Origin of the sequence: uncultured Ruminococcus sp. (assembly GCA_902785355.1) — a bacterium.
In the GTDB taxonomy this organism is placed as follows: Bacteria; Bacillota; Clostridia; order Oscillospirales; family Acutalibacteraceae; genus Ruminococcoides.
Genome location: CACZYF010000045.1, coordinates 1 through 13231, shown reverse-complemented (window position 1 = coordinate 13231; position 13231 = coordinate 1). Strand labels below are relative to the sequence as shown.

Annotated in this window: 12 protein-coding genes; 1 reads left to right on the top strand and 11 read right to left on the bottom strand. The window is 53.8% G+C overall.

The genetic code is table 11. The features are described 5' to 3' along the window. Positions 1-210: 210 nt before the first annotated feature. The 11 genes from lysS to R2I50_RS09180 form a co-directional block, all read right to left on the bottom strand. A complete protein-coding gene (gene lysS / locus R2I50_RS09230) occupies positions 211-1677 on the bottom strand; it encodes a lysine--tRNA ligase (RefSeq protein WP_316608856.1) in 1467 nt (488 codons plus the stop codon). 112 nt (positions 1678-1789) lie between these two features. Continuing rightward, positions 1790-2269 carry a transcription elongation factor GreA gene (gene greA / locus R2I50_RS09225; RefSeq protein ID WP_316608858.1) on the bottom strand — a complete coding sequence of 160 codons (480 nt, stop codon included), beginning with the start codon at positions 2267-2269 and terminating at the stop codon, positions 1790-1792. Positions 2270-2391: 122 nt separating this feature from the next. Further along, the gene (locus R2I50_RS09220) at positions 2392-3225 is read right to left on the bottom strand and encodes a hypothetical protein (RefSeq protein ID WP_316608855.1); all 834 of its coding nucleotides are present in this window, start codon (positions 3223-3225) and stop codon (positions 2392-2394) included. A 272-nt stretch (positions 3226-3497) separates the two neighbouring features. Beyond that, positions 3498-3665: a hypothetical protein gene (locus tag R2I50_RS09215; protein ID WP_201428756.1), complete on the bottom strand. Its 168-nt coding sequence runs from the start codon at positions 3663-3665 to the stop codon at positions 3498-3500. Between the two features lie 307 nt (positions 3666-3972). Beyond that, positions 3973-4830: a helix-turn-helix transcriptional regulator gene (locus tag R2I50_RS09210; protein WP_316608854.1), complete on the bottom strand. Its 858-nt coding sequence runs from the start codon at positions 4828-4830 to the stop codon at positions 3973-3975. 14 nt (positions 4831-4844) lie between these two features. Then, positions 4845-5153 (bottom strand): hypothetical protein, encoded by a 309-nt coding sequence (locus tag R2I50_RS09205; RefSeq protein ID WP_201428264.1) that lies wholly within the window; start codon positions 5151-5153, stop codon positions 4845-4847. A gap of 511 nt (positions 5154-5664) precedes the next feature. Next, the gene (locus R2I50_RS09200; protein ID WP_316608853.1) at positions 5665-6429 is read right to left on the bottom strand and encodes a TatD family hydrolase; all 765 of its coding nucleotides are present in this window, start codon (positions 6427-6429) and stop codon (positions 5665-5667) included. 65 nt (positions 6430-6494) lie between these two features. Next, on the bottom strand, positions 6495-8468 hold the full coding sequence (gene metG / locus R2I50_RS09195) for a methionine--tRNA ligase (protein WP_316608852.1): 1974 nt from the start codon (positions 8466-8468) through the stop codon (positions 6495-6497). Between the two features lie 88 nt (positions 8469-8556). Beyond that, a complete protein-coding gene (locus tag R2I50_RS09190; protein ID WP_316608851.1) occupies positions 8557-9132 on the bottom strand; it encodes a TIGR00730 family Rossman fold protein in 576 nt (191 codons plus the stop codon). 80 nt (positions 9133-9212) lie between these two features. Next, complete coding sequence (locus tag R2I50_RS09185) at positions 9213-10994, bottom strand: ABC transporter ATP-binding protein (RefSeq protein ID WP_316608857.1); 1782 nt, start codon at positions 10992-10994, stop codon at positions 9213-9215. Between the two features lie 88 nt (positions 10995-11082). Then, the gene (locus R2I50_RS09180; RefSeq protein WP_316608850.1) at positions 11083-12843 is read right to left on the bottom strand and encodes an ABC transporter ATP-binding protein; all 1761 of its coding nucleotides are present in this window, start codon (positions 12841-12843) and stop codon (positions 11083-11085) included. A 203-nt stretch (positions 12844-13046) separates the two neighbouring features. On the opposite strand from R2I50_RS09180, the gene R2I50_RS09175 reads away from it, so the two are divergent. Beyond that, positions 13047-13231: hypothetical protein (locus R2I50_RS09175; protein ID WP_316608849.1), on the top strand; the 185-nt coding region annotated here is incomplete at its 3' end.

Genomic DNA, 13231 nt, shown 5'->3' with positions numbered 1-13231 from the left:
ATTATATCATTTCAGCCTGATTTTGTCTATCCGTCAAACAAAAAAAGACCTTGATGAAAACGAATCCATCAAGGTCAAATTCATTAAAATATGCGATTGATTACGCTCTGCACAACTTTCTGCACCGTTTGGCGTAAGTTTGGCGTAAATGGCGTAAATCCGAGACATCGCAACTCTCGAAACCCGCATAAACACTGGGGTTTTGGGGTGTTACTTATCTAAGGACTTCATTGTCGGGAAGAGGAGGACGTCGCGGATGGCGGGGGAGTTGGTCATGATCATGACCAGGCGGTCGATGCCGTAACCGATGCCGCCTGTGGGGGGCATACCGATCTCGAGGGCGTTGAGGAAGTCCTCGTCGGTGGTGTTCGCCTCTTCGTCGCCGGCGGCGAGCATCGCCTCCTGCGCTTTGAAGCGCTCGCGCTGGTCGATCGGATCGTTCAGCTCGCTGTAGGCGTTCGCCATCTCCCAGCCGTTGATGAACATCTCGAAGCGCTCGACATACTCGGGGTCGTCGGGCTTCTTCTTCGTCAGCGGAGAGATCTCGATCGGGTGATCCATGACGAAGGTCGGTTGGATCAGGTGCTCCTCGACATATTCCTCAAAGATCAGGCTGAGGATATCGCCCTTTTGGTGACGATCCTCATACTCGACATGGAGCCTGTCCGCGATCGCGCGCGCCTGGGCGGTGTCCTTGACCTCGTTCCAGTCGACGTTCGCGTACTTCTTTACCGCGTCGACCATGGTGATGCGCTCGAAAGGCTTCTCGAAGTCGATCACATGCTCGCCGTAGGTGACCTGCATAGAGCCGTTGACCTCCTGCGCCACGCGGCGGTACATCGCCTCGGTCAGATCCATCATGCCGTGATAGTCAGTGTACGCCTGGTACAGCTCCATCAGGGTGAACTCGGGGTTGTGGCGGGTGTCAAGACCCTCGTTACGGAAGACTCTGCCGATCTCATACACGCGCTCAAGGCCGCCTACGATCAGGCGCTTCAAATACAGCTCCAGAGAGATACGGAGCTTCAAGTCCTCGTCGAGCGCATTGAAGTGGGTCTCGAAGGGTCTTGCGGCAGCGCCGCCGGCATTCTGCACCAGCATGGGGGTCTCGACCTCCATGAAGCCCTGCTCATCAAGGAAACGACGGATGGTGGAGATGATCCTGGAACGCTTGATAAAGGTATCCTTGACCTCGGCGTTCATGATCAGATCGGTGTAGCGCTGACGATAACGGGTGTCGGTATCGGTCAAGCCGTGGTACTTCTCGGGTAGAGTCTGCAGAGACTTAGAAAGCAAGGTCACGGTCGCGGCATGCACCGAGATCTCGCCGGTCTTGGTCTTGAATACCTCGCCGGTCACACCGATAATATCGCCGACGTCGAGCTTCTTGAAGCCCATATACTCCTCGACACCGATCGAATCGCGCGCGACATAGACCTGGATATCACCCTTTAAGTCACGGACGTTGCAGAAGGACGCCTTACCCATCACGCGCTTGAACATCATTCTGCCAGCGATGCTGACGGTCTTGCCCTCCAGCTCGTCGTAGTTCGACTTGATGTCCATGCTGTGGTGACTCTGGTCAAACTTGGTGATAACAAACGGATCCTTGCCCGCAGCCTGTAAGAGTGCGAGCTTCTCTCGTCTGAGCCTTAATATTTCATTCAGATTTTCCATATATCCTAACCTCAGTATTTCATAATTCAGTTATCGCGAGATGATCTCGCTCAATGATACAATCCCTCAGTCACCTTACGGTGACAGCTCCCTTTACCAAAAGAAGCCTGAATTACTTGAAGATCTCGAGCACCTTAAAGCCGATCACGCCTGCGGGTACCTCGACCTCGACAGCGTCGCCGGCAGCATGTCCGAGCAGCGCCAGACCGACGGGGGACTCGTCCGAGATCTTGCCCTCGGAGGGGTTCGCCTCGTTGGAGCCTACGATCTTGTAGGTCACCTCGCTGTCGGTGCGCAGGTTCAGGAGTCTGACGTTGGAGCCGACATGGATATGCTCGTTGGAGATACCCTCCTCGTCGATGACAACGGCATTCTTGAGGGTCGCCTCGATGGTGACGATACGCGCCTCGAGCATCGCCTGCTCGTTCTTCGCGTCATCGTACTCGCTGTTCTCGGAAAGGTCGCCGTAGGAGCGGGCAACCTTGATTTTCTCTGCTATTTCTTTACGCTTTTCGCCTTTTAAGAGATCGAGCTCTTCTTCGAGCTGTTTTAAGCCTTCGGCGGTCAGCATTACGGGTTTAGCCATAGTTATACATCCTTTCAGTTTATTGGATATTCGCATACAGATTATATTATATGCCAAGTCCCTACCGATGTCAAGAATGAATCTGCGGGATGAACAGGTTTCTGCGGAAAGAAAAAAAAGCGGGATCATCAGCTAAAATCACCTGCAACAGAGAGACGCTTTTTCAGCATTTCAACGAGGCTTTGGCGGGTATGTATCACGGTACCGTCGCCGCAGCGGGTGAACAACTCCGCGCTGAGTCCCCGCGCGTGGGCGAGCGCGTACAGCGCCGATGCGAAGTACATCTCGTCAAGGTACGGCGGCATGACGTCGCGGTACTTCTGCGGCAATTCAAAGGTATAGTCATAGATGACGGGCGACAGCTGAGGATAAGCGGGCTTCTCACCGGAGAGGAGTACAGCCGTCGGCTGACAGCACAGGTCATTCGAAATACATCGCGGGCTGATGATCACATCGGCATCGCGCAGACAGCCCGCACTGCGACTGACGCGGAGGATCGCGCCCTTCTCGCTGAGCAGGTACTCCGCCTCGGCAGCGTACAGCTCAGGCGACTCGGTCACTACGTAAACCGGCTCGGTATATTCAGTAAGACGTTCGCAGAGGTCAAGGCACTCCCCTTCCCTATCCACCAGCACGGTCTTGATATCGCGGCGTTCCGCCATACGTAGGAGATATAAGGCGGCGTTGCCGCACATTCTGCGATTCAGCTCGCTCGACTCAAAGCGGCGATAGCCGAGAAAGGCAGGCAGCTCGACGCTCTCGGGACACAGGAGCCTGTCTCGCTGGCCCTTGACAAAGCGGTCGATGGTGGTCCAGTTGAGCTTGCCTCGGTAATGTTCATAGACAACGCTTTTTACCGCTGCGCTGTCACAGTAGCGGTGTCCGACGCGCACGCGGTTACGGCGAAAAACATGCCAAAAGGAGCCGCCTGCATACTCCTCGATCTGTAATGCTGTTAACATTCGTATCTCTCCGATTCACACAATATGATATGGTATTGTATGCGAGGATCGAAACGGATATGCGCCCAAGCGGGGAGTGATTCTGATATTCGGTTGAGATTGCCACGGCTCCCGCGGAGCCTCACAATGACGATCGATGAACTCCCGTAACTTCCAAGAAGCTACTCTGTAACGACATATATCAAAAACCGCCGCTTCAACTGGCTGAAACGGCGGTATATCGATTATTCTGCTGTATCGGGGTCGGGCGGAAGATCTTCACCGCTCGCCCTTCATGCGGAGCGCTCGAGGTTATGCATCATCCTCACCTTGAGGCTGTCGCCCTCCACGATGATGTCGACCGACTCGATGTTCTTGTCGGGGTGAGCCTTGACCAGCTCGCTGACATACATTCTGATGATTTTCTCGGAAACTTGTTCTCCTCTAACGTTGATTTTCATGTCATCATCTCCTTGATTTATTCGAACAGTTGTTTCATTTCTTACAATTATATTGTAGCAGAGAAGATGAGAAAATACCAGTTACAGGTTACGCATTTTCATATCAGTTTGTTAATCGTTAATTCCTTTTTGAATAAAAAACGTATCACTTTGTAACCGTTAATTCCGGTTGGAAATTAAAGCGTTTTTTAATATATTTTGGAGAAAAATAACCGAAAATCACAAAATCTTGGGGTCGATATTCATTATTTCTCAGGGGAAATATAACAGGTTTTTCGATGATTATTCGGATAAGGATGTTCGAAAATCAGGTCTTTGCCAATCGTCTTTTGCGATACAAAACAGCGGTCATATAGATGAAAAGGGTGGGGATCAGCAAAACCGCGAATATCCTGAGGGAGGAGGTCATCATGAACTTCGTGATCTGGGCGGTACCGACGGCGCCGAGCAGACTCGTCGTATAGGCGGCAATGACCATGAAGATGTTGATGCCCGCTACGATATAGATCGGGATCGGGCTGCGGGGCTTCTCAGACAGAAAGAACACCAGCACCAGCACGATAAACGCAATATCGAAGAACAGATAGATCGAAAGCCCGGTGATACTGTTGATATCAAATTGGCGGTTGCGCCAATTGAAGTATTGGAGCACCAGTTGGTTGAGGATATCCACGCCGATGATGATCGTCGCGATCCGTGCGGCTGTGCGGGGCGTTACCGAATCACGGGCGGACTTAACCGCCCCGTAGAGCAAGGCTCCGGTGATCACGGCGGAAGTCACGATGGACGCGACTCCCCCGCCCCTCTCCCAATCAAGCATGAAGCGGTATTCGATCACCATAAAGCCGATATACCAGAGGAACTGTACCAGATTCACCATGAACGCCGCTGAGAACAGGGCGGTCTGTATCCTTTTATATAAGGGATACTCGATGACGGGGTTGACCTCGGGATAGGTGTGCATATCGTCGTCGGCAAGCAGGTCGTCCAAGGTCGTATCGAGGGACGCGGCAAGCCGTTTAGCCGTCAGCAGGTCGGGATAACGCGAGCCGTTCTCCCATCGTGACACCGCCTGACGGGTCACATATAATTGATTCGCGAGCGTCTGCTGGGTGACGCCCAGCTCCTCTCTCGCCCTGCGGATGTTTTCACCGAATTCTGCCATTTTAAACTTCCTTTCTACTCATCGTGCTCCTGAAAGAGCGCGTCGGGATGTTGTGACGGCTGCGGGGGTGTGTTTTGCCTGTCAGCCCGCCTGCCGATGATGACAGCGATCACCAGAAGCGGCAGCAGCGGCGCGAAGATGAGCGTCACCATATAATTGCCCGTTATCAGACTGATCACAAGGATAACGAGGTCGACCGCGGCAAGGAGCACAGTCAGGGTAATACGCGTGGACTTCTTCTGTGATCCGTAGACATCCTTGACCTGATTCATGGGTGCTGCCACAGGGCGGTTCTTCATAAAATCGGGGCGGTTATTTTCCATGTAGATCCATCCTTTCGCTTGGATTGACTTCATCATACAGTGAAGAACGGAAAAAAGCAAGCACCACCCTGTTCAAACGGTGTTGACAGAGCGGTGCGTTCAGGTTTTATGCGGGTTCAGGGGGGTTACTCTTTTGCAAATTTCTATTACGATTTTGCTACAATTCTTTACAAGCAAATATGTCTTTGATAGAATACCTATGCAAGGAACTATCCATAACGGTAGGCGGTTAACCCTCTTTTCTCGGAGGGTATGTCCCTCTGATACTTGACTGTAAAGGGGGGATTCTTATGCAGTACGTTACATATAGCGAATTATTAGCGTTCGCTATGTTGATCGTAGGAATACTCACTCTGGTCTTCACCATACTGATGTTTACGCATAAAAAATAACCGCCCTCGGCTAAAGCGGCGGTTATTTTAACTAACAGCTTGGGCTAACCGTCTATCGGATAGCTCCTTGTATTAATATTATAACACGTTTCCTGCCCTTGTCAATATGACAGGCTTTTTTATTTTATCCCGTACAATCTTTTAGCATTTTCGGTGGTGATATCGACGAGCTCCTGTGCGTCCATGCCGCGGATCTCGGCGATACGCTGAGCGGTATAGGCGATGTTGCGGCTGTCGTTGCGCTTGCCGCGGTTCGGCACGGGGCTGAGGTAAGGCGCGTCGGTCTCGAGCAGCAGGCGGTCGAGAGGAACCGCCGCCGCTACCTCAACGGGTACGCGGGCGTTCTTGAAGGTGACGGTGCCGCCGAGGGATATGCTCATGCCGAGCTTCATGACCTCCTTGAGCATTTCCACCGAACCGGAGAAGCAGTGCATCAGACCCTTGGGCTGATACTTTCTCAGCAGCGCCATCACATCGCCGTGCGCCTCACGGTCATGGATCACGACCGGTACGTCCAGCTCCTTCGCGAGCATCAGCTGTTCCTCGAAGATGCGGTTCTGCAACTCGCGCGGGATATCCCAGTGATAGTCGAGCCCGATCTCACCGAGGGCGACCACCTTCGGGTGCTTTAACAACTCAGTCAACTGATCGAGATAATCAGGGGCGAGCCCCTCGAGGTTCTCGGGGTGGATACCGGCGCAGGCATAGACATGGGGATAGGTCTCGGCATAGCCGATCGCAATCCTTGCCGTCAGGAGATCGACAGCGGCGTTTACAATATAGGAAACGCCGTTCTCGGGCATGGTCGCAAGCAAGGATTCCCGATCGTCATCGAACCATTTATCATCATAATGCGCGTGTGCGTCAAAAATATTTGTCAGCATATTTCACCTTTATAAAGTAACGGCGGGAGCAACAATGCACTGTGCGCCCGCCGTGCTTTTATTGATTATACTAAGGATCCGCCGGGGAGGATGCTGTCGTCGATGGTGACGACCTTCAGTCCGTCGCCGCTCTCGGCGGAAAGGATCATGCCGCAGCTCTCGATACCCATCATCTTACGGGGCGCGAGGTTCGCGACATAGGCGATGTTCTTACCGACAAGCTCCTCGGGATCGTAATACTCGGCGATACCGGAGAGAATGGTGCGCTCGCCCTCACCGTCGTCGAGGGTGAATTTCAAGAGCTTCTTGCTCTTCTTGACCTTCTCACAGGCGAGCACCTTCGCGACCCTCAGCTCGACCTTCTCAAAATCATCGAAGGCGATCTCGGGCTTATGCTCGGGCAGAACAAACGCGGCCTCGTCGGCGATCTCTTCGATCGCTTTCTCGCTCTCGGCGTTAGCCTTCTGCATCGCTTCGAGATCAGCCTCAAACTGCTTGGGATCGATACGAACGAACAGCGGAGTCGCCTGACCCAGCTGTGTACCGGCCTTGTAACCGCCAAAGGAGCTCAGGCTGTCGTAGTCGGCAATATCGCAATTGATCTGCTCCAGAATCGCCTTGTTGGTATCGGGCATAAAGGGCTGGAGAAGCACCGCGATATAACGGATTCCTTCAAGCAGATTATAGAGCACCGTACCCAGACGGGGCTTGGTATCTTCGCTCTTAGCCAGTACCCACGGAGTAGTCTCATCAATATATTTGTTGCAGCGCTTTGCGAGGTTGATAACCGCCTCGACCGCGTCGCTCATATGGAAAACATTGATCGCATCGTCGACCTTCTTCACGGTATCGAGGCAGAACTGCGCGAGTTCGTCGTCGATGGGCTCCTTGACAGAGGGCTCCTGTACCACGCCGCCGAAATACTTGTTGTTCATAGCGACGGTACGGTTGACCAGATTGCCGAGAGTATTCGCGAGGTCGGAGTTGAAGCGCTCGACGATGGTATCATAGGTGATGGAGCCGTCGTTCGCGAAGGGCATCTCGCTGAGCAGGTAATATCGGACCGCGTCCACGCCGATCATCTTCACCAGTTCGTCGGCATAGATGACGTTACCGCGGCTCTTGCTCATCTTATCCTCGCCGAACAGCAGCCACGGATGGCCGTAAACCTGCTTAGGCAGCGGCTCACCCAGCGCCATCAGCATGATCGGCCAGTAGATGGTATGGAAGCGAACGATATCCTTGCCGATGATATGAGCGTCGGCAGGCCAGAATTTCTTATACTGATCGCTGCTGCCGTCGGGATCGTAACCGATCGAGGTAATATAGTTGGAGAGCGCGTCGATCCAGACATAGACCACGTGCTTGTCGTCAAAATCAACGGGGATGCCCCACTTGAAGCTGGTACGGGATACGCAGAGATCCTGCAGGCCGGGCTTGATGAAGTTGTTGAGCATCTCTTTCTTTCGGCTCTCGGGATAGATGAAGTCGGGATGGCTCTCGATATACTCCTCGAGCTGCTTCTGATACTTGGAAAGACGCAGGAAGTACGCCTCCTCCTTCATCGGCTTGACCTCTCTGCCGCAGTCGGGGCACTTGCCGTCTACGAGCTGGGACTCCGTCCAGAAGCTCTCGCAGGGAGTACAATACAGACCCTCGTAGCTGCCCTTGTAGATATCATCCTGCTCATAGAGCTTCTTGAAGATCTTTTGTACGACCTTCTCGTGCTTCTCGTCGGTCGTGCGGATGAAGTAATCATAGGACGTGTTCAGCACGTCGCAGATCGCGCGGATCTCGCCCGCAACCTTGTCAACATACTCCTTGGGCGTACAGCCCTCCGCCTGAGCGTACATCTCGATCTTCTGACCGTGCTCGTCTGTTCCCGTCTGGAAGAAGACGTCATAGCCCAGCATTCTTTTATAACGCGCGATCGCGTCGGTCAGCACGATCTCGTAGCTGTTGCCGATATGCGGCTTACGAGAGGTGTAAGCGATCGCCGTGGTGATATAATACGGTTTTTTCTCACATTCCTTGCACATTGGTGTTCACTCCTGTAAAGCGGATAAATCCGCAAGATTTACGTACTTATTCAGTATAGTATATTTCCGGTAAAAATGCAATACGCGATTACAGCCGCCTGAGCTCCTTTACGTCGAATCCGATCTCAGTCGGATTCTCGATATAATCGATCACCTTGTCGATATCGTCGCTGACAAAGAAGAGCGCAAAGTTCTTTTCGCTCATAAAATTGGTCTCAGCGGTATGGCGCAGCATTTCAAGCAGCGAATCATAGTAGCCATCAGTGTTGAGAATGGCAATGGGCTTTGAGAGCCTGCCCAGCTGCTTGAGGGTCAGGATCTCGAAGAATTCCTCAAAGGTACCGATCCCGCCGGGGGATACGATAAAGCCGTCGCTCATCTCCTCCATCTTTTGCTTGCGCCGGCGCATGGTGTCTGTATAGATGATCTCGTCGCAGAGAGGATAGAGGATCCCGTCAACGTTGAAAAACGAAGGCGCGATACCGGTGATATGTCCGCCGCCGTCGTGAGTACCGCGGGCGACAGCACCCATCATACCGGAGCTTCCGCCGCCGAAAACGAGGCTGTGACCTCGCTTCGCGAGCTTTTCCCCCAGCTCATGTCCCGCATCCAGAAAGGTCTTTCCGATCGCGTTGGACGCGGCTCCATATACACATATTTTCATGATAATTCTTACCCCTTTATCAGATCAATCGGTGCGGGCAGGTACCCGCAATTTGCCTCAGGCACAGTATTGCAGATCGCTCACGCACTCTGCTCAAACTGACTGTTGTACAGGTCGGCGTAGAAACCGCCCTCGGCAAGCAGCTCCTCATGCGTGCCGGAGCCGATGATATCGCCGTCCTTCAGCACGAGGATCAGATCGCTGTTCTTGATGGTCGAGAGACGGTGCGCGATGACAAACGAGGTTCTGCCCTCGGTCAAGCTATCCATCGCCTTCTGGATAATGCGCTCGGTACGGGTATCGACGGATGATGTTGCCTCGTCGAGGATCAGCAGCGGCGCGTTCTCGATCATCGCGCGGGCGATGGTGAGCTGCTGCTTCTGACCGGCGGACAGGCTCGCCTTATCATCGAGGATCGTATCGTAGCCGTGCGGGAGGGTGTGGATAAAGTGGTAGATACCCACCGCCTTGCAGGCGCGGTCGAGCTCCTCGTCGGTGACGTTCTCCTTGCTGTAAACGAGGTTCTCGCGCACCGTGCCCTCAAAGAGCCATGTATCCTGTAATACCATGCAGAAAAGCTCGTGGACATTCTCTCGCGTCAGCTCGTCGATCGGCACATCATCAATAAAGATTCGACCGGCGTTGAGCTCATAGAAACGCATGAGCAGGTTGACGATGGTTGTCTTACCGGCGCCGGTAGGTCCGACGATCGCGACCTTCTGGCCCGCCTTGATATCGACGGAGAAGTCCTTGATGATGATACGGTCGGGATTATAGCCAAAGCGCACATGCTCGAAGCGAACGTCGCCCTTCACCTTATCGAGGGTACGGGTCTTGTTGCTCTCATCGGAGAGCTCCTCCTCGTCGAGGTACTCGAATACGCGTTCCGCGGCTGCCGCGGTGCTCTGCATATTGGTAAAGCTCTGGGCGAGCTGCTGGAGCGGCTGGGTGAACAGGCGGACATAGATGGTGAAAGCGATGATCACGCCGTAGGAGATCATATCTCCGCGCACCAGAAGTGCGCCGACGATGAATACAGCGACATAGCCGAGGTTGCCGATGAAGGTCATCAGCGGCTGCATCACGCCGGACAGCGCGGTGCTCTTGAATACCGAGTCGCGCAGATGGCGGTTGATGCGGCTGAACTCCTCCTTGCTTTCTTTCTCATAATTATACGCCTTGACGATGTTATGACCGGCGTAGATCTCCTCGACATGGCCGTTGATAGCGCCGAGGTGGCGCTGCTGACGGTTGAAGTGGAGCTGAGAGCGCTTCATGATCACAGACATCAGGAAGAAGCCGAGGACAGAAGCGACGATCGCGGTCAGAGCGAGGATCCAGTTGGTGACGAACATCATCACCGCCGAACCGATAAACAGCGCGATCGAGGTGATGAACTGGGCGATAGAAAGGTTGAGCGTACGCTCGATGGTGTCGATATCGTTAGTGATGCGGCTGAGGATATCGCCGAAGGAGGTCGAGTCAAAGAAGCTAAGCGGCAGACGGTTGGTCTTTTCGGTGATATCGGTACGCATGCGGCGGCTGATTGTCGGGGCAACGGTCGCCATGATGAAGTGCTGTACAAAGTTCATCAGCCAGCTGACGGCGTACAGGACCAAGAGGAAGGTACAGGTCGCGGTCACCGCGTCGAGGTCGATATGACCCGTGATGCCCTTCGTGATCAGGTCGGTGATCTTCTGGATCTGTCCGGGGCCGATCAGCGCAATGATCGTGCCGATCACGGCGCAGGTCATCGCGACGATGATCGCGGGGAGCTGGGGCTTCGCGTAACCCAGCGTCTTCTTCCACGCTTCTCCGAAATTATCGGAGCGCTCGGTCACGACGCCCCGCGGGCCTCCCATGCCCTTCTGCGCCTGAGGGCGCTTACTGTCGGCGCCGATCAGCGCCTCACGATTCTTTCTGATATACTGAGGGGCGGAGTTATTCTTCTCAGACATTCTTCAACTCCTCCTCTCCCAGCTGTGATAACGCGATCTCGCGGTAGATGGTGCAGTTATCGAGCAGGTCCTTATGCTTGCCGATTCCGGCGATCCTGCCCTCGTCCAGCACGATGATCTGATCGGCGTCCTTAATGGTACCGATGCGCTGGGCAACAATGATATTGGTCGTGCCCGCAGTCTCCTTCTTCAGGGTCTCGCGCAGAACACGGTCGGTCTTGTAGTCGAGCGCCGAGAAGCTGTCATCAAAGATCAGGATCTCGGGATTACGGCAGACGGCGCGGGCGATACAGATACGCTGCTTCTGTCCGCCGCTGAGGTTGGAGCCGCCCTGAGCGACAGGATGCTCGTATCCCTCGGGGTAGTTCTCAACGACGTCCTTTGCCTGAGCGATCCTCACGGCGCGGGCAACATCCTCCTGCGTATAACCGGCAGTGCCGTTATCGCCCATCGCGACGTTGGTATTGATCGTACCGGCGAAGAGCACCGCACGCTGCGGAACGTAGCCGATCTTATTGTGAAGCTGTTCAAGAGTGTACTCGCGGACGTTCACACCGTCCACCAGCACCTCGCCGCCGGTCGCGTCATAAAACCGCGGGATCAGGTTGATCAGGGTGGATTTGCCGCAGCCGGTGGAGCCGATGATCGCGACGGTCTCGCCCTTCTTCGCCTTGAAGGAAATTTCCTTGAGCACATCGTCGGACGCATCGGGATAGCGGAAGCTGACGTTGCGGAACTCGATCTCGCCCTCGGTATCGGTATGCTCGACGCCCTTACCGTCGCTGATGGAGGACGGGGTATCGATGACCTCGTTGATACGTTTCGCGGCGACCATCGAACGGGGACCCATGATGAAGATCATATTCAGCATCATGAACGCCATGATGACCATGAGCGCATACTGGGAGAAGACGGTCATGTCGAGAAACAGCCCCGCCTTACCGGCAAGCGGCGCGCCCTCGATCAGGTAGGCGCCGATCCAGTAGACGATCAGCGAGAGTCCGTTCATCACCAGCATCATCGAGGGCATCATGATCGACATGATACGATGCGCCTTCATATTATTATTGGTGATGTCGGCGTTTGCGGATTCAAACTTATTCTTCTGATAAGTCTCGGCGTTATAGGCGCGCACCACGCGCAGACCGGTGAGGTTCTCGCGGGTGATACGGTTGATGTTATCGGTCAGGGTCTGGATACGCTGAAACAACGGATGCGCAAAGATAAAGCATACGCCGAGCACGACGATCACGATAACAACAGCGATCGCGGCGGAAAAGGTCCACTCGGCGCTCTTGTCGGTGATCTTGGTGATCGCGAGCCCCGCCATCAGCGGCGCACGGACAATCATCATCAAGCCGAACACAATGATGGTCTGTACCTGGGTGATATCGTTGGTGGAGCGGGTAATCAGGGAAGCGGTGGAGAAGCGGTTGATCTCCGCCATCGAGAAACCCTCGACCGCATCGTAGAGCTTCGCACGCACATTGAAGGAATAGTCGGCGGCGAGGTAACCGGTCACCGCTACGACCAGTACGCTGACAAGCAGGCTTGCCAAAGCGCACAAAAGCATCTTGCCGCCCGCCCAGAGCAGATCGCCGATCGAAGAGCCGGGAAGGATCAACAGCGAGGTGATCTCCTTGGTGTAGTCGGGCATCAACAGCTCGAGCCACACCGACAGCCCGATCAACACGACAGCGCCCACCGTCGCGAGCCAACCGCGCGGGGTGAAGTGGCGTAGGATAGATTTCATTTTTTCACACCTTTCGGATAAAAGTCATTTCTGATATACAATATATTATTGTATCACAGAGTCGGTTCCGGTGCAACTAAAAAAATCAAAAAACAGCTCAATTCTAATCCAAAAATTTATATACGCAACCTCTCAGAATATAATTGAAAATAACGCTTAAATGTGTTATAATAATAATTACAATAATTTTAGGAGGTTTTTTCATGTTAAAAGTACGTAAATTGATTTCTTTAATGCTGGCGGTTATGCTGGCGGTATCTGTCCTGGCGATCTCCGCCGTCAATACCGGCGCAGTGGAAACAGAATCCACCAAGCTTTATTTCGACGCAGGCAAGTCCGGCTGGGATGTCACCGCTAAGAGCAAGGTCGGCTTCTACATCTACTCGCT